17 protein-coding genes are annotated in these 19,626 nt (G+C 66.7%); 6 read left to right on the top strand and 11 right to left on the bottom strand.

Translation table 11 applies throughout. The annotated features are described in order from the left end of the window. Nucleotides 1-10: 10 nt before the first annotated feature. A complete protein-coding gene (locus KHO22_RS31405; protein ID WP_211951100.1) occupies nucleotides 11-1,366 on the bottom strand; it encodes a carbohydrate porin in 1,356 nt (451 codons plus the stop codon). 241 nt (nucleotides 1,367-1,607) lie between these two features. Here KHO22_RS31405 and KHO22_RS31400 point away from each other — a divergent pair, with 241 nt between their 5' ends. The 5 genes from KHO22_RS31400 to KHO22_RS31380 all read left to right on the top strand — a co-directional run bounded on the left by KHO22_RS31400 (nucleotide 1,608) and on the right by KHO22_RS31380 (nucleotide 7,075). Further along, entirely contained in the window at nucleotides 1,608-2,312 is a 705-nt protein-coding gene (locus KHO22_RS31400) for a TetR/AcrR family transcriptional regulator (protein ID WP_211951092.1), read from the top strand. 105 nt (nucleotides 2,313-2,417) lie between these two features. Further along, nucleotides 2,418-3,365, top strand: a complete 948-nt coding sequence (locus KHO22_RS31395; RefSeq protein WP_211951099.1) for an HlyD family secretion protein — start codon at nucleotides 2,418-2,420, stop codon at nucleotides 3,363-3,365. Next, on the top strand, nucleotides 3,362-4,378 hold the full coding sequence (locus tag KHO22_RS31390) for an ABC transporter ATP-binding protein (protein WP_211951091.1): 1,017 nt from the start codon (nucleotides 3,362-3,364) through the stop codon (nucleotides 4,376-4,378). The genes KHO22_RS31395 and KHO22_RS31390 overlap by 4 nt, the downstream gene beginning before the upstream one ends. Next, nucleotides 4,375-5,523: an ABC transporter permease gene (locus tag KHO22_RS31385; RefSeq protein ID WP_211951090.1), complete on the top strand. Its 1,149-nt coding sequence runs from the start codon at nucleotides 4,375-4,377 to the stop codon at nucleotides 5,521-5,523. The genes KHO22_RS31390 and KHO22_RS31385 overlap by 4 nt, the downstream gene beginning before the upstream one ends. A gap of 13 nt (nucleotides 5,524-5,536) precedes the next feature. Then, nucleotides 5,537-7,075: an efflux transporter outer membrane subunit gene (locus tag KHO22_RS31380; RefSeq protein WP_230427105.1), complete on the top strand. Its 1,539-nt coding sequence runs from the start codon at nucleotides 5,537-5,539 to the stop codon at nucleotides 7,073-7,075. Between the two features lie 13 nt (nucleotides 7,076-7,088). On the opposite strand, the gene KHO22_RS31375 is transcribed toward KHO22_RS31380, so the two are convergent. The 8 genes from KHO22_RS31375 to KHO22_RS31340 all read right to left on the bottom strand — a co-directional run bounded on the left by KHO22_RS31375 (nucleotide 7,089) and on the right by KHO22_RS31340 (nucleotide 16,844). Then, nucleotides 7,089-8,309, bottom strand: a complete 1,221-nt coding sequence (locus KHO22_RS31375; protein WP_211951089.1) for a pyridoxal phosphate-dependent aminotransferase — start codon at nucleotides 8,307-8,309, stop codon at nucleotides 7,089-7,091. 435 nt (nucleotides 8,310-8,744) lie between these two features. After that, complete coding sequence (locus KHO22_RS31370) at nucleotides 8,745-12,014, bottom strand: pilus assembly protein (protein WP_211951088.1); 3,270 nt, start codon at nucleotides 12,012-12,014, stop codon at nucleotides 8,745-8,747. Nucleotides 12,015-12,094: 80 nt separating this feature from the next. After that, nucleotides 12,095-12,640, bottom strand: coding sequence for a pilus assembly PilX family protein (locus tag KHO22_RS31365; protein ID WP_211951087.1), 546 nt, complete (start codon nucleotides 12,638-12,640; stop codon nucleotides 12,095-12,097). After that, the gene (locus tag KHO22_RS31360; protein ID WP_211951086.1) at nucleotides 12,641-13,684 is read right to left on the bottom strand and encodes a PilW family protein; all 1,044 of its coding nucleotides are present in this window, start codon (nucleotides 13,682-13,684) and stop codon (nucleotides 12,641-12,643) included. After that, entirely contained in the window at nucleotides 13,681-14,280 is a 600-nt protein-coding gene (locus KHO22_RS31355) for a type IV pilus modification PilV family protein (protein WP_211951085.1), read from the bottom strand. The genes KHO22_RS31360 and KHO22_RS31355 overlap by 4 nt, the downstream gene beginning before the upstream one ends. Further along, nucleotides 14,277-14,798 (bottom strand): GspH/FimT family pseudopilin, encoded by a 522-nt coding sequence (locus tag KHO22_RS31350; RefSeq protein ID WP_211951084.1) that lies wholly within the window; start codon nucleotides 14,796-14,798, stop codon nucleotides 14,277-14,279. The genes KHO22_RS31355 and KHO22_RS31350 overlap by 4 nt, the downstream gene beginning before the upstream one ends. A 2-nt stretch (nucleotides 14,799-14,800) precedes the next feature. Beyond that, nucleotides 14,801-15,247: a type IV pilin protein gene (locus KHO22_RS31345; RefSeq protein WP_211951083.1), complete on the bottom strand. Its 447-nt coding sequence runs from the start codon at nucleotides 15,245-15,247 to the stop codon at nucleotides 14,801-14,803. A gap of 271 nt (nucleotides 15,248-15,518) precedes the next feature. Continuing rightward, nucleotides 15,519-16,844 carry an aspartate aminotransferase family protein gene (locus KHO22_RS31340; protein WP_211951082.1) on the bottom strand — a complete coding sequence of 442 codons (1,326 nt, stop codon included), beginning with the start codon at nucleotides 16,842-16,844 and terminating at the stop codon, nucleotides 15,519-15,521. A gap of 300 nt (nucleotides 16,845-17,144) precedes the next feature. Here KHO22_RS31340 and KHO22_RS31335 point away from each other — a divergent pair, with 300 nt between their 5' ends. Then, the gene (locus KHO22_RS31335) at nucleotides 17,145-18,038 is read left to right on the top strand and encodes a MurR/RpiR family transcriptional regulator (RefSeq protein ID WP_211951081.1); all 894 of its coding nucleotides are present in this window, start codon (nucleotides 17,145-17,147) and stop codon (nucleotides 18,036-18,038) included. A gap of 8 nt (nucleotides 18,039-18,046) precedes the next feature. On the opposite strand, the gene KHO22_RS31330 is transcribed toward KHO22_RS31335, so the two are convergent. Continuing rightward, complete coding sequence (locus KHO22_RS31330) at nucleotides 18,047-18,955, bottom strand: glutamate/aspartate ABC transporter substrate-binding protein (protein WP_211951080.1); 909 nt, start codon at nucleotides 18,953-18,955, stop codon at nucleotides 18,047-18,049. Nucleotides 18,956-19,151: 196 nt separating this feature from the next. Next, a complete protein-coding gene (locus KHO22_RS31325; protein ID WP_211951079.1) occupies nucleotides 19,152-19,496 on the bottom strand; it encodes a hypothetical protein in 345 nt (114 codons plus the stop codon). Nucleotides 19,497-19,626: the final 130 nt, after the last annotated feature.

Below are 19,626 nucleotides of genomic sequence, written 5' to 3'. Positions count from 1 at the left end.
GAACCCCCACTCAAAACTCCGCATGGAACCGGACCCCATAGAACTTCGCCGGCCCCCGATCGGCGTTGTACCCGGGATTGCGCACATACTGAAAATCCGGGCTGATACTCAGATACTTGAACGGCTGAAAGCTGTAGTAGATCTCGAACACTTGCTCGGGCGCATAGTTGAGCGCCCCATCCCCGAGGAATGCTCCCTGCCCGCCAGCGGCCAGATAGGCCCGATGGTTCGACCCGAGCATGTTCACGGCAAACGCCACACCCACCGCATCGCGTGCACGGCCCCATGAGCTGCCGTTCAGCACGCCGCCGAACGACACCTGCCGCCCGATCTCGGTAAAGGCATAGGTCTCGGTCTTGTCGTCCGACATGCTGGCGCGGAAGAACACGCCCAGCGAATCATTCACCTGCTGCAGCAGCGTCAGCCCCATGCCGACCTTGGCGTGCTCCTGCCGCACGTCGGCGACATCCGGCGTGACGTTGTTGGCCTGGCCGAACTGGATCGCATCGCTGAACGCCCCCATGCGCGCCTTGTTGCGGAAGAACAGCAGGCGCGCCGTGCCGGGCCGCCCGGACACCGAGTAGCGCTTTTCAAGTTCGAGGACGTCCCCGTAGTGCTCGAACATCCGCGTGTCGAGTTCCAGCCCGTTCGACTCCAGCGGCTGCAGGAAGCGGCCGATGCGCGCGGACCAGTCGTCGCCGATGTATTCGAGCGCCACGCCCCAGTTGTAGCCGCGCGCGTCGGCCGCGTAGTCCCAGGCACCGTGGGTCAGGAACGACCAGTTCATGAACTGGGTGCGCGGGTCGGAGCCGAACTCGTTCTGGTCGAACACGTCCAGCACGCCAAAGTTGCCCGCGGTCAGCACCACGCGGCGCTTGTCCACCGTGCGCGCGAACTGGTTGAAGTCGTCGTCCAGCTTCTCGGTCTCGCCGCCGAGCCCCCATGTCTGCCGGATGAAGGCGCGCGCGCGGTAGAAGACGGGATTGGTGCTTGCCCCCTTGGCGAGTTCGCCGTTGGACAGGCCGGCCATGCCGTGCAGCTGTGAGAACGGCACACCCTGCGCAACTTCCGGGTTGAAGTGGAATTCCGCGCCCTGCCACAGCCGCAGGCCGAGGTCGAGCGTGCTCGTGAACGAGTAGCTCTTGGCGCGATCGGTGGTAAGGCTGTTCGGGCCCGAGTAGGCCGCGTTGAACGCCGGCTTGCGCTGCCAGACATAGGTGACCTGGCCGTGGAAGGCGAACGGGCTTTCGGTTGCCGCGGCTTCCGTGCCGCCGGACTCGGGCGCCACGTCCTGCGCCAGCGCCGGCGTGCACGCCCCCGCCGACAGCGTGGCGGCGAGGCAGCGGACGAGGATCGGGCGCTGCATCGCAGCCGGGAATCGAAAACGCATTGGCGGGCAGTTCTTCTTCTGGTTCCGGCCGTGGAACCGGACTATGGGCGGTCGAAGGATAGCCAAGGCGATATGACCTGTCTACCGCCTCTGCTGCGACGCAGCATTTTCCCATGAACTCGACGTGACTTCGCATCAACGTTGTAACAAGGCTTGAATTAATTAACTCGAAAATTAATATCAAGCTGCTTTCCCGACAGTTCCGCGATTCCAGCCGATGCCGCCCGACCGCCCAGCCGCCCGCAAGACCGCCAGGCCCCGCGCCGAGCGTCGCGGCCCCGGTCGCCCGACCGCCGGGAACCCCGGCCAGCGCGATCAGCTGCTCGATGCCGCCACCGAGCTGTTCGCCCGCCACGGCGTGGCTGGCACACCGATCCGCGCGATTGCCGAGCACGCGGGCGTGACACCCGCGCTGGTGCACTACTACTTCCGCGACCGCGACCAGCTGCTCGACGCCATCGTCGAGGAACGCCTGCAGCAGCTCGTCGACGCGATCTTCGCGCCCGCGGCGGCCCCCGAGGACCCGGTGGCCATGCTGGTCGGCATTGCCAGCCGGATGATCCGCGTGGCCGCCGCCACGCCCTGGTTTCCCGGGCTGTGGATCCGCGAGGTGGCCGGTGCCGACGGCCTGCTGCGCGAGCGCGTGCTGAACCGCTTCGCGCTGCAGCGCGCGGGCGCACTGAGCGCGCCGCTGGCGGCGGCGATCGCCGGCGGCAGGCTCAATCCGGGCCTGGAGCCGACACTGCTGATGCCATCGCTGATCGGGCTGACGCTGCTGCCACTGGCCACGTCGCATATCTGGCAGCGGCTGCCCGGCGCCGGGCATGTCGATACCGATACCCTGGTCCGCCATGTCAGCACGCTGCTGACGCAGGGCCTCGCACCCATTGCCAAAGCGCCGTCCGACGGCGCCACCGACTGACCGCACCCACGCCTGCCCGGAACTGCCATGCAAGCTCCCCGATTCCTGCCTGAATTCCTGCCTGACTTCCTGCCCGATTTCCTCGCCCCCGCCGCCGCACGACGCATGTGGCCCACGCTGGCCCTGCTGCTTCCGCTGGTGGCCCTGACGGCATGCGGCCAGGACAAGTCCGCCACGTGGCAGGGCTATGTCGAAGGCGAATTCGTCAGCGTCGCGTCGCCGTTCGCGGGCCGGCTGGACAGCCTTGCGGTAAAGCGCGGCCAGCAAGTGGACAAGGGCACGGCGCTGTTCGTGCTGGAGTCCGACGACGAACGCGCGGCACGCCAGCAGGCGGCCGAACAGGTGCGCGCCGCCGAGGCGCAGCTGGCCGACATGAAGACCGGCAAGCGCCCGGTCGAGGTCGATGTCAGCCGCGCCCAGCTCGCGCAGGCGCAGGCCACCGCGCAACGCAGCGCCGCGCAGTTCAGCCGGGACCAGCGGCAGTACGACATCGGCGGCATCTCGCAGGCGCAGCTCGAAGAGTCGCGCGCCACGGCCGCGAGCGACGCCGCGCGCGTGCGCGAACTGCAGCGTGATATCGACGTCGCGCGCCTGCCCGGCCGCGATGCCCAGCAAGCCGCGCAGGCCGCGCAGGTCGAGGCCGCGCGCGCGGCGCTGGCCCAGGCGGAATGGAAGCTCTCGCGCAAGGCGGTAGCGGCCACGCAGGCCGGGCTCGTGTATGACACGCCCTATCGCCTTGGCGAATGGATCCCCGCAGGCAGCCCCGTCGTGCGCATGCTGCCGCCCGGCAACGTCAAGGTGCGCTTCTACGTGCCCGAGACCGTGGTCGGGGCGCTGCGCAATGGCCAGTCGGTGCAGGTGCATTGCGACGGCTGCCCGGCGCCGGTGGCCGCCACCATCAGCTACGTCTCGAACGAGGCCGAGTACACCCCGCCGGTGATCTACAGCAACGAGACGCGCCGCAAGCTCGTGTTCCTGATCGAAGCGCGCCCGTCGGAGGCCGACGCGCCAAAGTTGCGCCCGGGCCAGCCGGTAGAGGTGCACCAGCCATGAGCAGCACGCCCACCGGGAATGGTGTCAACGGCGGCCTTGCCATCGACGTGCGCGGCCTCAACAAGCACTACGGCGACAAGCACGTGGTCAACGATCTCACCATGCAGGTCGCGCGCGGCGAGATCTTCGGCTTCCTGGGCCCGAACGGCAGCGGCAAGACCACGTCGATCCGCATGATGTGCGGCCTGCTGACGCCCGATTCCGGGCAAGGCACCTGCCTGGGCTTCGACATCCTGCGCGAGACCGACGAGATCAAGCGCCGCGTCGGCTACATGACGCAGAAATTCTCGTACTGGGACGACCTGTCGATCCGCGAGAACCTGGACTTCGTCGCGCGCGTCTACGGCATGCCCAACCGGCGCGAGGCGGTCGACCGCGCGCTGGAAGGGCTGGGACTGGCCACGCGCTCCGCCCAGCTCGCCGGCTCGCTCTCGGGCGGCTGGAAGCAGCGGCTCGCGCTGGCGGCCTGCCTGCTGCATGAACCCGAGCTGCTGCTGCTCGACGAACCCACCGCCGGCGTGGACCCCAAGGCCCGGCGCGATTTCTGGGAACAGCTTCACCTGCTGGCCGCGCGCGGCATCTCGGTGCTGGTCAGCACGCACTATATGGACGAAGCCGAGCGCTGCCACAAGCTCGCCTACATCGCCTACGGCAAGCTGCTCACGCAAGGCACCGCCGGCGAGGTGGTCGCCAGCCAGAACCTCGCCACCTGGAGCGTGGAAGGCGATGACCTGGCCGAGCTGTCCGAACAGCTGCACGGCGCGCCGGGCGTGGAGCAGACCGTCGTCTTCGGCACCGCGCTGCACGTGACCGGCCGCGACGGCGCGCTGCTCGGCGAGACGCTGCGGCGCATCGCCGGCCCCGGCCGGCATGTCGAGGAAACCCAGACCAGCCTGGAAGACGTCTTCATCCACATGATGAGCCGCGCCGAGGACAACATGGGCGCGGGCGCCGGTGCTGGCGGCGATGCGGGCGGCGATACGGGCCGCAAGACGCGCAAGGACCAGCCATGAAACGCAACGGACGATTCGCCTTCTCCTTCGAGCGCTGGTGGAGCATCGTGCTCAAGGAGTTCCTGCAGCTGCGGCGCGACCGCGTCACGTTCGGCATGATCGTGGGCCTGCCGATCATGCAGCTGCTGCTGTTCGGCTTTGCCATCAATACCGATCCGCGCCACCTGCCAACCGCCGTGATCGCCGCGGACCAGAGCGAGTTCACGCGATCGTTCATCGCCGGCATGGAGAACTCCACCTACTTCAGGATGATTGGCACGCTGCCGGATGAAAACGCGGGGCGCGAGGCACTGATGAAGGGCACTGTGCAGTTCGTGGTCAGCATCCCGCCCGATTTCACGCGCAAGCTGCTGCGCGGCGAACGGCCCGCGCTGCTCGTCGAAGCCGATGCGACCGACCCGTCCGCCACCAGCGCCGCGATTGCCGCGCTCGCGCAGTTGCCGTTCAGCGTGGCGCGCACCGACCTGAAGGGATCGCTCGCGCCGCTGGCTGGCGGCAAGGCGCCATTCGACGTGCAGGTGCAGCGGCTCTACAACCCCGAAGGCATCACGCAGTACAACATCATTCCGGGGCTGATGGGCGTGATCCTGACCATGACGATGGTCATGATGACGGGCCTGGCCATGACGCGCGAACGCGAGCGCGGCACCATGGAGAACCTGCTCGCGACGCCCGTGAAACCGATCGAGGTGATGACCGGCAAGATCGTCCCGTACATCTTCATCGGCCTGATCCAGTCCACCATCGTGCTGATCGCCGCGCGCTGGGTGTTCCAGGTGCCGTTCTTCGGCTCCGTGCTGGTGTTGTACATGGCGGCGCTGCTGTTCATCGCGGCCAACCTGACGGTCGGCATCACGCTGTCGTCGCTGGCGCAGAACCAGTTGCAGGCCATGCAGCTCACGTTCTTCTACTTCCTGCCCAATATCCTGCTGTCCGGCTTCATGTTCCCGTTCGCGGGCATGCCGGGCTGGGCGCAGGCGATCGGCAACATCCTGCCGATGACTTACTTCCACCGCATCATCCGGGGCATCCTGCTCAAGGGCAACGGATGGACCGAACTGTGGCCCAATGTCTGGCCGATGGCGCTGTTCATCGTGGTGGTGATGACGATCGCAGTGCGCTTCTATCGCCGCACGCTGGACTGACGGAGCCAACGCCATGCGCCCACCTCTTCCACCTCTTCCACCTCTTCCACCTCTTCCACCTCTTCCGCTACTTGGCTGCCTGCTGCTCGCGGCGTGCGCGGTCGGTCCCGATTTCCGCGCGCCGGTGCCGCCTGCCGACACGGGCTACGTAGCCGGCCCGCAGCCGCAGGCCACGGTTGCCGCCGACATGCCCGGCAGCCTGCCGCACGGCCAGTCGCAGGCATTCGCGGCCGGTGCCGACGTGCCCGCGCAATGGTGGGGGCTGTTCCGCAGCCCCGCGCTCGACGCGACCATCCGCGCCGCGCTCGATGGCAGCCCCACGCTGGCGCAGGCGCAGGCGAAGCTGCGCGAGGCACAGGAAAACCTGGCCGCGCGCACCGGTGCCACGCGCTGGCCGACGGTGGACGCGAACCTCAATACGACGCGCCAGCAGGTCAACTTCCAGTCGCTCGGCATCACGGCGATCCCGAGCCCCGGGCCGTTCACGCTGTACGGCGCGACGGTGCAGGTCTCGTACGTGCTGGACCTGTTCGGCGGCCAGCGGCGCGAGCTGGAAGGCCTGCAGGCGGCCGTGGATTACCAGCGCTATGAGTTCGAGGCGGCGCGCCTCGCGCTCGCCGCCAATGTCGCCACGGCGGCGATCCGCGAAGCGGGGCTGCGCGCGCAGCTGGCCGAGACCGTGGCGATCGCCGAGGCGCAGCAGCGCGAGGTGGGCATTGCCGAGGACCGGCTTCGCACCGGCGGTATCGCGCGCGTCGACGTACAGCGCCAGCGTGCCGAACTGGCGCAGACACAGGCGCTGATCCCCGGGCTCGCGCAGCAGATCGAGACCACGCGCCACCAGCTTGCGGTCTACACGGGCCAGACGCCAGCCGCGGCGCAGTTGCCCGAGTTCAGGCTGGAGGACCTGCAGCTGCCGGATGCCCTCCCGGTCAGCCTGCCGTCCACGCTCGCGCGCCGCCGCCCGGACATCCGCGCGGCCGAAGCGCTGCTGCACCAGGCCTCGGCCAATATCGGCGTGGCCACGGCCAATCTCTATCCGCAGATCACGCTCAGCGCGAGCGGCGGCTGGCAGTCCACCAGCGCGCGCAACCTGTTCGACAGCTTCAATGTCTGGAGCCTCGCCGCCGGCCTGGTGCAGCCCGTGTTCCACGGCGGCGAACTGCTGGCGCGCAAGCGCGCGGCCGAAGCCGCCTATGAACAGTCGCTGGCGGCCTACCGCCAGGCCGTGCTGCAGGGCCTGCAGAACGTGGCCGACACACTGCGCGCGCTGGAGTCCGACGCCGCCACGCTGCGCGCGCGCGCCGACAATGCGCGGCAGGCGCGCGCCACGCTGGCCATCGTCTCGGAGCAGTACCGGCTGGGCGGTGTCAGCCAGCTCACGCTGCTCGATGCGGAGCGCCAGTCGCGCCAGGCCTCGCTGGACCTGGCGCAGGCGACCGCGAGCCGGCTCGCCGATTCGGCGGCGCTGCTGCAGGCGCTGGGCGGCGGCTGGTGGGAGGAAGAGGCACAGGCCAGCTCCGCCAGCGCGGCGGCTGCGGCCGTGCAATGACGGACTGGCTGGCTCAGCGCCCGAGGAACCCGCGCAGGCGCCGCACGCCTTCGTCGAGCCGGCCGGGATCGCAGGCATAGCACCAGCGCACGAAGCCCTCGCCTTCGTCGCCGAACGCGCTGCCCGGCGCCAGCCCCAGCCCTGCCTCGCGCACGAGCTGCTTGCACAGGGCGAGGCTGTCCGTGGTGCCGGACAGGCGGAAGAACACATACATCGCCCCATCGGGCGCATGCGCGTCCACGCCCGGCAACGCGGACAGCGCGCCCACCAGATGGTCGCGCGCGGCGCGCAGCCGCTGCACCAGGTCGCGCGTAAATGGCTCGCCCTCGCGCACCGCCACCACGCCCGCCTCCTGCACGAACGACGGCGCGCACGAGGTGTTGTATTCGATCAGCTTGCCAAGATCGCCGCTCATCGATGACGGCAGCACCATCCAGCCGAGCCGCCAGCCCGTCATCAGCCAGGCCTTGGAAAACGAGTTGACGCAGATGACGCGCTCCTCGCGCGAGGCGATGTCCAGGAACGACGGCGCGGTGCGGCTGTCGCCGCCGCCGGGCTCGTCGCCATAGTAGAGGCGCTCGTAGACCTCGTCGGCGATGATCCAGATACCGTGCCGGCGGCAATGCTCGAGCACGGTGCGCTGTGCCGCGCGCGACATCACCCAGCCGGTCGGGTTGTTGGGCGAGTTGACCATCAGCGCGCGCGTGCCGGGCGTCAGCGCGGCCAGCAGCTTGTCGACGTCGAGCGTCCAGCCGTGCGGGCCATAGTCGAGCGAGACGGTCTCGACCGAGGCGCCGAGTATCTTCGGGATCTCCACCAGATTGGGCCACAGCGGCGTCACCGCCACCACGCGGTCGCCAGGGCCGGTGATCAGCTGCGCGGCCAGCATCAGGCCATTGACGCCTGCGCTCGTGACGGCCACGTTGTCGATGCCCGTGGTGCCGTGCAGCGCGCCGACATAGTCGGCCAGCGCGCTGCGCAGCGGCGCGATGCCGAGGTTGTGGGTATAGAACGTGGCGCCACCGGCCAGCGCGCGCGCCGCGGCGTCGCGGACAAAGTCGGGCGTGGCCTGGTCCGATTCGCCGAACCAGAACGGCAGCACGTCAGGCAGGCCGATGCCGGCGTTGGCGACTTCGCGGATGCGTGAGGCGCGCAGGTGGCGGACCGTGTCGCGGGCGAGGGGGACGACGAGGGCGGCCTGATCGGACGTGTGGCGGCTTGGGCTGGCGGGCATGGGCATTCCTGCGGTAGGCACGAGATGCCAAGCGTAGCGCAAAGCCGCCAGGGATGGCGGGTATCGGTGCGGCGGCGTTACCTTGAAGGACTGTACAGGCCCGGCCCGCGCGCACCGCCTTCCTGGGCCCCGCCGGATGGCCTCAGTTTCAGGCCGAAGCCGCTCTGCGCCTGTTCGTCACGACTTGGCCGCAGGGCATACTGGTCCGAGCGGTCCGGACGCGCGGCCTGAACGGCGGATGCCGCAACGGGCGCGCTCGCCCCACGTCCCCCTGCCGAACGGGCAGGTGACGTCACAGCCAGCAGCACCAGCAGCACCAGCAGCGAAATTACGGATCTGAGGAACACAGGAAACGCCAATGCCTGGCAGCGACGACGACGCCCGTATTGTGGCAGGCGGCCGGAGCCGCCGCCAGCGGTGCTTTGCGTCAGGACATTACTTGTCGATCTGCGAGTACCAGTAGAGCCTCTTCCGCTTGCCGACACCCACAGGCACGACCTTCTGTCCGCCCAGCGGAGATGTATTGTTACCACCGCCGGGCCCAGTCTGGTTGCCACCGCCGATCAGGACGCCGACATTGCTCGTGAGACCCGAGGCATCCGTGACCGAGACAATGCCGAACACCGGCGATGGCGGCAGGCCGCCGCCGTCGAACGTGACGTAGCGATTGGCATTCTGTCCCAGCCCGGTCAGGAATGAAACGGAATACCCGCGGGCAACGCCGAGGTCCGGATAGCACGCGCCCGGTGTGGGCACCGAGGGCGTATTGGTGCCAAAGTAGGTGTAGCCCGAGACCGTCAGCGGTGCGTTGACGATCTTCTCGCCCCGGCCCAGCGTGAGGTAAAAGCCCTTCCCACTGGTCGAGTCCACATACTGGGTCGTGGTCGCATTGAACAGGTTCGCTTCCGTCAAGGCGGTCCATGTTGCCGGCAGACCGCCGGTCAGGGTCGTGTCCTTGATCACATAGAACCGGTTGACCACGTTGTAAGCCGTGCCCGCTGTCGTCGACGCGGAATAGAGCGGATGCTCGCGGTCGCCAGTGCCCATGGCGATGGCGTCGTAGGTGCCGGTGGAAACCACGTCGGGGGCATAAAGGAACTTGCGTGCGTCATTGCTGTTCGCTGCGCCACCCAACGATGCCAGCATGCCCATGGTCCAGTTGGACGGGCTTGTCCCTGCGGTGGTTTCGAAATCGACGCGCCAGACATTGCCACCGACGTCGCCGACGTAGGCCTTGTCGATATAGCCGTCGCCATTGCGATCCACGGCTGCCACATCGGAGGGGATCGCTCGCGCCAGGCCGGTCGGGCTTGAACACACCCCGCTGCCCAGGCCCGTGCAGCTTGCCAGCCAGGCCCGCACCACTGTGCCCTTCAGGGCGTCCAGCACGACCACACCGCGGCCGACACTGTTCGTGCCCGGCGACGGGTCGCTGTCTTCGGCGGTGTCGTAGCCCGCGCCCATGACAAGCACCGGACTCGTGTTCCCCTTCACCAGCACCACGCGCGGCTGCGACCAGGTCTGGCCCAGCTCCGGAATCTGCGAGTTCGTCACGGACCAGAGATACTTGGGATTGACGGGGTCGGTCACATCCATCGCGTAGAGCAACGAGCCGCCGCGTCGCGCGGTGATGTACAGGATCACACGCGGATTCTTCGGATCGCGCAGATCCTGGTAAAGCGTGGTGGTACCGTCAAAGAAGTAGTCGCGCGGCGTGCCATAGGTAGATCCGGGAAGCTTGATGGCAGGCAGGTTGGTGTAGATGCGGCCGAGCTTGCCATAGAACTCCGGCGGCACGAATCCCCACAGTTCTCCGCCAGGCCGTACGCCGCCGACTCCGCTCGACTGGTTGCCGTTGATGGCGCGAAACACGCCGTCATTGGACCCGTAGAAGACCACGATGCCCGTCGTGCCGCCATAGTTCACGACGACCGGGCGCGAATGCAGCACATCGCCGTGGACGGACGCGCGCACCGTCACCAGGCCGCCAGGTCCTGCTTCGGCTTCCGCCCCCACCGGGCTGGTCGAACCGGAGCCGCTGGAGCCCTTGCCGTTGCCCGATGAGGAGGATGCCGCCGCGATCGCGGCATAGACGTCCGTTCCGCGCACCCAGTTGATCAGGTTGTTGACATCCGTGGAGGTGGTCTTGAGTGCCGTCTGGCCGTTGGTGCCGACAAGCCAGCTGTTGCTGGTGTCGAACGATGCCAGTGCCGTGTTCGCGGCGCACGCCCCGCTGGCGCACGTCAGGAGGCGGCGGCCGCTCTGGTCGGTCAGGTACTGTGCGCGCAACATCTCGCCGGCGCCACCCTTTTCGACGATTTCGCCGTCCGCGAGATCAAGGGCCTGCGAGTTGCCGGACGGGCTGTTGACCCAGAAGCCGGTCGATGGCCAGCTTGTGACCCCGGTCTTGCCATAGCCGGCAGTGCTGAACGCGAGTGGCGGATCGGCGCTCCAGAAGCTCTTCGCGTTCGGCGAAATAAAGCCGGTGCCGGCGTTGCTGATGGCACTCTGCTGGTTCGGGCCCGCCGGGCTTGAATCCAGCATCACGATCTGGTTGTTGGTGTCGTAACCGAGCTTGTACTGCTTGAGGTTGCCGATCCAGCGCGGTGCCGCCGTGGCATCCGGGCGGAACATGCCGATATAGACCTGGTTCAGGTAGGTGCCCTGGCTGTTGACGCTGACCGGCAGGCTGACCGAGGCGAATACGTTGTTGACCGCCTGCATCTCGCTGAAGATCTCCAGCAGTGCGTTGGTCATGGCGTCGATGTCCCCTTGCTTGACGACATAGGACTTGCCGCCACCGTTGCTGGCCATGCTCTGGGTGAACGCAACATAGTCGGGGTTACTGCCATCGGTCACGGCAATCGTGTACGTGATGACATTCTGGTTGTTCACCAGGCTGCCGTTCACGTCGGTCTGGTACATGAACCGGGCCCACTCGTCGCCCCAGTTGCTCTGGTACTTCGTATAGGACCCAGGAATGGTGATCTGCTTTTGCTGTGCAGTGCTGGCGCCGGCCGCCGCCAAAGTCGTGACGTCCACCTTTCCGCCGTCTTGAGGCTTGCCATTGTTCATCGCATTGGCGATGTAGATGACAAAATTGCGCTGGCATGGATCGGTGACTGGCGACCGGTTGGCATAGCTGGTACCCGACAGGCCGGTCTTGCCGGCAAAGAAGGCCCATGCCTCCTGCATGCCGCCGCCGACCTGGGAGTTGTTCGACTTGTCGTTCAGGCGATCAATCGTCTTGAGATAGGCCAGGAAGTTGGCCGTTCCCGTGGCATCCATCAGCGGCAGCGCCGGTGCCGGCGGCGGGTTCGGCGGTGTCGCGGCCTGGAACCTGAATCGTCCGCCGTCGCTCTTGGGGTCGAACATCATCAGCCCCATGTTCATGTTGCCAGCCATGGCAGGGTTCTGCGCCAGTGCCGACACCGCCGCGTGCAAGGCGCACTGCTCGGCGCCGACATTGCTGGTGGCATTGCCGGACGCAACATAGCCGGGAGGCTTGCAATTGACCGTAACGTTCGCGTCCCAGGCTGCTGCGTTATCCAGGAGGATCAGGACATTGGGCTTGCCACTCCCATTGTTCTGCAAGCCGGTGAACAGGTCGATATCTTCGGCCAGTGCGCTGCGGACGCAGGCAATGCTCAGCAAGGTGAGCGCGCATACCGCATAGCGGCGGAGACGACGAGCCTGATTTGGCATGCTGGATCCTGGAGCTTGGATGGTGGTACCGGCGATGGCGTCGGAAAGGCGCCGTCGGGGCAGTCGTTGCATACGGTCCGTCAAGGGCATACCGCTGGCGCCGGCACGCGTACGCCGATACCCTGGTGAACCGTCACGGCAGCATTGGTCACTCCGGCATCGTTCACGGTGGACGCGACATCCCACTGCGTCGATTCGCACAGGGAACTCCCGGCACCGCTGGTCGAGCCGGTGATGATGCCCGTGTTCTGGCTGCCGGAGCCGACAAAACAGGAAACGTCGCTGGCGTCGTTCAGGTTCAGCTGCGTGTTCTTGATCGGCAGGGCCGAGATGCACGCCGGCGCGGTGACCTGGGCGGTGTAGTCGGCCTTGCCATCGGCGTTCACGTCGACGGGCAAGGCCGCGGCGGCGGATGCCGGGGCGGCCGTGAAGTCCTGGCTGATGACCTGCTCGATGGCTTGCTGGGCGGCATCGCGGGCCTCCACCGTGTGTTGCTGATTGGCTGCCACCTTGACATTGGTCAGGCCCGAATTGACGACGGCCAGCGTGATCAGCATGAACATCGCCAGGAAAATCAAGGTGACGATCAGCGTCACCCCGGACTGGCTGCGGCGTAAGAATTCCACTTATTGCTCCCGTGCGCCGGCCACATTGACCAGCCGCGCAACCGCCGAGTAGACGTGGCGCTTGTAGCGGTCGTTGAAAGGTCCGCTTACCGCGGCGCGGCCCAGGTCATACGTGTGGTTGTCCACCTGTCCGATCGATGGCTGCATGGTGCGCGCCAGCACGCTGGTCCGCAGCGTCGTGACATTGGACCAGTTGGTCAGGGGAACGCTCCAGTCATAGCCGGGGACGCTGGTACAGGCCGCGGCATTGTTCGCACCCGGATCGTTGACGTAGCAGTCCGCGGAGCCGTTGCTGTCCAGATCCACGCCATACAGCACGTGCATGTCCTGGATGCCCTGCGCGAGCGACTGGATCTGGAAGGCACCATTGACCAGCTCGGCCATCTTCAGCGTGGGGATACCGTCGCCGCCATTGCCGCACAGATCGCACGCCGACAGGTAGAAGATGCGCACCACTGCCTGCCGCAACGCCGCGGGCACGGTCGGGTCGCAGGCCTTGGTCCGCATGTTGAAGGCGGCGGCACTGGCATCAAAGACAAAAGACGCACCATCGTCGGGGCAGGAAGACACCTGCATATATGGCACCCCGGCAGCCGGCGCTGCTGCTGCAGCCGTGGCGACGCGGCGCATCACCACGACCTCGGAGGTCGGCGACAGGTCCGGAATGCACGGGACGGCGACACCCGGTGCGTACCCCATCACCGCCAGCGGCAAGGTGATGGAAGGCGACGTGGAAAAGCCCAGCGCGGCCGGCGAGGTTTCGCATGGCGCCGGTTGCGGCTGCGATGGCGTGGCGCCCTTGGCAATGCCGCCGGCACCGAAGAAGCCCGCGAGCTCGGCGTCCCGACGGATCAGGTCCAGGGCGTAGCGCCCGTTCTCGATCTGCTCGCTCGACTTGACCAGCTCGGACCGGCTTACGCTATTGGCATAGTAAAGGCCGGCCAGCGCCGTCAGCAGCAGCAGGCCCAACGTGATGCCGATCATCAGCTCGACCAGCGAGACACCTCGCTGGAGACGCAAGAGCCTGCGGCGCCCCCCGATCATGACAACACTCCGATCCTGACTTGCGTGCTGACCGCGCGGCGATTGGCGTCATTGCCATACTGGCCCTGTCCGCAGGGCAGGGACGGCGCGACGGTCTTGGTGAAGCCTTGCCACGCGACCGTGACGCGATAGATCTGGTTGACCACATCCACGTTCTCGATGCAGCCCCGCGCGCCGATCATGGCGCCGACGGCCTGGGCACCACTCGCGTTGGTCCGCACTTCGGCGCTGCCGAGCAACGCCGCATTCCATGCCGCGAGATCGACAGTTGCCATGGCCTGTTGCGCCGCTGTCCCTTGCGTGCAGGTCGCCGGGGGTGCAGCGTCCGTGCCCAGGCTCATGCCTGTGGCGCCGTTCGAATAGCAAGTGGCGATCTGCCTGTTGGCATTGATCCTCGTGGCCATGTCCTGCAGCAGGGCAAGGGCCTGGATCCGCTGGTAAGACTCCATCTCGGACTGGCTGGAGCGCGCGACCAGCCCCGCGGTACCCATCAGGGCGACCAGCAGAATTACGAGCGCGACCAGGACTTCGATCAGCAGGAAGCCCTGCTGCGCGTCCTTGCGCGCCATCGATGCCCGTGCGTGGCAACGCCTCATGAGCAGGCTCCGGCGGACGATGCGACCCGGCCGGTCTGGCTGATCTGGACGCATACGGTTGAGGCGCTGGTGGCGCCGCTGGAGGGCGCGACCTGGAAGGTCTGCGTACCGCCCGTGAGGCGGCCGTCGTTGCCCACGCTCAGCGCGTTGCCCGCGCTGGCGGCAATGGTGAGCCCGTTGTAAGGCCCGAAGCTGCGCACGGTCTCGGCGCCGACCGCGACGGTCCAGCCGGCGGTCCAGGCTGCGCCGGACGCCGCCATGCTGACGGTGGCATTGCGCTTTACGGCTTCGCTGCGAGCAAGCACCAGCGATGAAGACACGTCAAGCGCCGCGCCTCGGACGCGCTGCATCGCGATCATCGACTGAAACGATGGCGCCGCCATGAACGCGACAATCGACAGCACCGTGACGACGGCGATCAGCTCGACGAGCGTGAAACCGCCGCGTGCCGGGCGTCGGCGGACAACGCCGGGAATGCGGGAGGCGCGGTGCGCCACGGGCGAGACACTGGCGGGCATGGTCACTTCCAGCAGGTGGAACCGCTGCCCGAGGCCGACTTGGCGCCGGCACTAGTCAGGGTCAGGGTGCCGCAGGCAGTGTCAGCGCTGAGCTGGGAGCCCAGAGGCGTCGCGACGATGTTGTAACCGGGAGGAGGACCCGCGACGGGAGCGGTGGTGACGGTGTATTTGGACGCGACTTCCGGCGGAATCGTGGTGTACCCGAGCGTAGCCATGTCTGCCGCATACGCACGGTTGTCCAGCAGGAATCGCTCCTGTGCGCCGGAAACTTCGAGCATCAACGCCTCCGCCGCGGCCCGGTTCGAGCGAACGACGTACTGCGTGTAGGAGGGAATCGCGACCGATGCCAGGATGCCGATGATCGCCACGGTGATCATCAGCTCGATCAGCGTGAACCCGAGCGTCGGCCCGCCACGGCGCGCACGCGCGCGCGCATGCCGGCGTGACATGCCGGCACTTGGCCCAGACCCGCTTACCCCAATGACCCGAAACGACAGCCTTACAAGCCTGACCCTGCTGTCGTGTCGCACTGCAGGGCTTCTATGTCCCATGCTCGCGCTCCGATGCATATTATGTGCCGGATGACCTATTTCCGGCCGCTATGGCGCGAAGTGTAAGCCACGCTTTCACAAGGGTCAAAGAAATTGCTATGCCAAGGCCGTGACGTTGCGGTTACAAGACAGACTGATCATGTAGCCGCAACATCACAATCAGTCCAGGCTATGCCGGCAATACAGCCGCGACCGCCCCCGTAAAGCGTTCGACGATATTGTCGATGTCCCGCGCCGTGCAGATGAACGGCGGTGCGAACAGCACGTGGTCGCCGTGCACGCCGTCCACGGTGCCGCCCATCGGATAGACCAGCAAGCCGTTCCGGACCGCCGCGGCCTTCAGCTTCGCGTGGGTCTTGAGCCTGGGGTCGAGCGTGGCCTTGCTGTCGCGATCGGCGACGAATTCCACGCCGACGAACAGGCCGCGGCCGCGGATGTCGCCAACATTCGGATGGCTGCCCAGCGCTTCACGCAAGCGCGCGCGCAACTGCTCGCCGCGCTCGCGCACATTGGCCAGCAGCTTGTCTTCGGCAATGGTCCGCTGGACGGCCAGCGCCGCCGCGCACGCCGTGGCATGGCCGATATAGGTGTGGCCGTGCTGGAAGAAGCCGCTGCCGGCGACGATGGTGTCGTAGATCCGGCGCGTGGAGATCATCGCGCCGATCGGCTGGTAGCCGCCGCCCAGGCCCTTGGCAATGGTGACGATGTCGGGCACCACGCCATCTTCTTCGCAGGCGAAGAGATAGCCGGTACGGCCCATGCCGGACATGACCTCGTCCAGGATCAGCAGCACGCCGTACTTGTCGCACACGGCACGGATGCGCTTCAGGTAGTCCGCCACGGGCGGCACGGCACCGGCCGTGGCACCGACCACGGTTTCCGCGACGAAGGCCGCCACGTTCTCGGGCCCGAGTTCCAGGATCTTGGCCTCCAGCTCGTCGGCCAGCCGTTGCGCGTACTGGACGTCGGTCTCGCCGGCCGCCTGGTCGCGGTAGGCATAGCAGGGCGACACATGGTGGGCCGGCACCAGCAGCGGCAGGAACGGCTCGCGACGCCAGGCGTTGCCGCCGATGGCCAGCGCACCGAGCGTGTTGCCGTGGTAGCTCTGGCGCCGCGCAATGAAATGGCGGCGGCTGCCCTGCCCCAGCTCGACGAAGTACTGGCGCGCGAGCTTGAGCGCGGCCTCGACCGCCTCGGAACCGCCCGAGACGAAGTAGACGTGATCGAGATCGCCGGGCGCGGCCTGTGCGAGCGTCTGCGCCAGCGTCTCGGACACCTCGGTGGTGAAGAACGAGGTATGGGCGTAGGCAATGGTGTCGAGCTGCGACTTGATCGCCGCGATCACGCGCGGATGGCCATGGCCCAGCGACGACACCGCCGCCCCGCCCGAGGCGTCGAGGTAGCGCCGGCCTTCGCTGTCGACCAGTTCGATGCCGATGCCGGCGACCGCGACAGGCAGTGCCTGGCGTGGATTGCGATGAAAGACGTGGGTCATGGCGAACGTTCCTGCAATAAGAAGAGGAATAGGGCAACGCGCCATCGACTTACAGCTTCCGGACCCGATGGTCGATATACAGCCAGCGCGGCAACGCGGTAATCGGAAGTATAAGGAGAAGGCGCCAAGAGTTGCAACATATGTTTCATTGTTGCCGAGACGGGAATCAAATGGATTTATGGCGCAGGAGCCCTGTGGGACGCTGGTCACCGGCCCATGCGTATGCCGCATCACACGACTGGGTGATGCCGCGCCGCGCCGCCTGTGCAACAATCGTTACAACCTCAATCCGGAGCTTCAATGCCGTCCACCAGCATCCCCCCGCCAGAAGACCTGGACGCCCTGCAGGCCCGGCTGCGCGCCAGCTTTCCGACGCTGAGCGTGCAATTCCAGAGCGGCGCGCGCTACCTGCTGGACCATCCGCAGGATGTGCCGGTGCTGTCCATGCGCAAGATCGCGGTCAGCGCCGGGGTGCAGCCGGCCACGCTCGTGCGGCTGTCGCAGCATCTGGGCTTCGACGGCTGGCAGGGCCTGCGCGAACTGTTCGTCGACGCCCTGCGCGGCAGCTCGCAACCTTATGCGCGGCGAGCCCGCAAGGTGGTGCGGGATGGCGGCACGAGCCGCATGCTCGGCGAGATGCTCGAAGCCCAGCACAACAACCTTGACCAGATCGGCGCCGGCAACGAGAAAGCGCTGCAGGCCGCCGCCGAACTGCTGTCCGCCGCAGCCTGCGTACATGTGGCCGGATTCCGCTCGTGCTTCCCGATCGCGTACACATTCCACTACGTCTACCGGCTGTTCCGGAGCACCGTGCAGCTGGTGCGCGGCGATGCGGGGAGCCTGGAAATGGAGCTGCGCGCCTTCGGTCCGCGCGACGCCGTGCTGGTGGTCAGCTTTGCGCCGTATTCGCAGGAGGTCATCCGCGTGGCCAGCGCCGCGCGCGAGGCCGGCTGCAAGGTCGTGGCGCTGACCGACAGCTCGGTCGCGCCGATTGCGCTGGCCGCCGATTGCACGCTGCTGTTCTCGGTGGAGAGCCCTTCGTTCTTCCCGTCGATCACGGCCGGCATCGCCACGGTCGAAGCACTGGTCGAGCAACTCCTCGCACGCAAAGGCAAGGGCGCCATCCGTGCGCTGGAACAGGCGGAAGGCGAACTGCATCGCGCCGGCGCCTACGTGCCGGCGAACCGCGGCTAGCTTCCGGTTTATTCGAACGCCTGGTCGTTCGGGTTGGCGTAGGCCTTCTTCACCGGCTCGCTCATCGGGAACTCGAAGTTGATGTTCTTGGGCGGCACCGGCTTGAGGAACCACTTGTCATACAGCGTGTTGATCTCGCCGCTCTTCATCAGGCCGGTCAGCACGCCGTCGACGAGCTGCTTGAACGCGGGATCGTCCTTGCGCATCATGAAGCCGTAGGCCTCGAACGACTGCGGCGTACCGACCACCACCCATTCCGCCGGATTCGGCGCCAGCGTGCGTGCGCCGGACAGCAGCACGTCATCCATCATGAACGCGGCCACGCGTCCTGACTGCAGGATCAGGAACGATTCGCCATAGTCCTTGGCGCTCTGGATGGTGATATCGGCATGCTTTTCGTCGTTCAGGCGACGCAGGATGCGCTCCGAGGTGGTCCCCGCATTGGTGACCACCGCCTTGCCCGACAGGTCGGAGAAGTCATGCACCGGGCTGCCCTTCTTGACCAGCAGCCGCGTGCCGGCCACGAAGAACGTGGTCGAGAACGCCACCTGCTCCTGGCGCGACTTCAGGTTGGTGGTCACGCCGCACTCCAGGTCCACGGTGCCGTTCTGCACGAGCGACATGCGGTTCTGCGACGTGACCGGCACCATGCGGACCTGCAGGCTGGGCACGCCGGTCTGCTTCTTCACCTCATTCACCACGCGGTCGCAGAGATCCTGCGAGAAGCCGATCACCTTCTGGTTGCTGTCGTAGTACGAGAACGGGATCGACGATGTGCGGTGGCCGATCGCCATGGTTCCGGACGACTTGACCTTGCTCAGCGTGGGGCTGCTCGCAACGTCAACGGCATGCGCGGCGCCCGCGATCAGGGTGCCGGCCATTGCCAGGCCCAGGCAGGTGAGTTTCACGGGGTTCATGGTGGCTCCATTGAATGGCGATTTTCCGGATTCGCCGTCGGGATGATGGGATGCTAGGTGGGTAGCAACATATGCTCCATCATGGATTACCATGAAACGGTTGTTTTATGTTTGCGGGGTGGCAAGGCACCCCGATCAGTCACCACGGAAAGCGCCCGCCCGCCCCGCCCAATCGACCCGCCCAATTACCAAACCCCTAATTCGTACACTTGGCCCGATAAGCCTCCTGCAACTCCTTCCTGGGCCGCTCCCTCTCCAATTCAGGCACCATCCTCCCCTGACTGGTTTCGATGGACTGCCCGCCGACCTGATACTCGCGCTTGGGCGCGCCGCCAATCTGCGCCGCCAGCTCCCGGCATTCGGCCGCAAGCGACTCGCTGCGGGTTTCGGGCCGGTACGGCGATGATCCCTCCTGCACCGCATTCCCGATTGCCGCCGCGGCGGCATCCTTGCCGTCCTGCCGCTGCGCGTGGGCACTGCACACGGCGCCCAGCGCCAGCATCGCCGCAATCCGGAACACCGCTTTGAATTGACTCTGCACGACAGGTTCTCCTTTCTTATGAGCTTCCCAAGCCCAAGCCTGTGCCCGGCGTTCGCGAAGAAACGACTATAAAAGGGAACGGCAGCGCCGAGATGACCGATAACCCATTGGTGCGAGCTCGCGGCGATTC

This window comes from Cupriavidus yeoncheonensis (genome assembly GCF_905397275.1).
In the GTDB taxonomy this organism is placed as follows: Bacteria; Pseudomonadota; Gammaproteobacteria; order Burkholderiales; family Burkholderiaceae; genus Cupriavidus; species Cupriavidus yeoncheonensis.
Note: the sequence above shows the minus strand (reverse complement) of the source record. Positions and strands in the feature narration are given on the sequence as shown.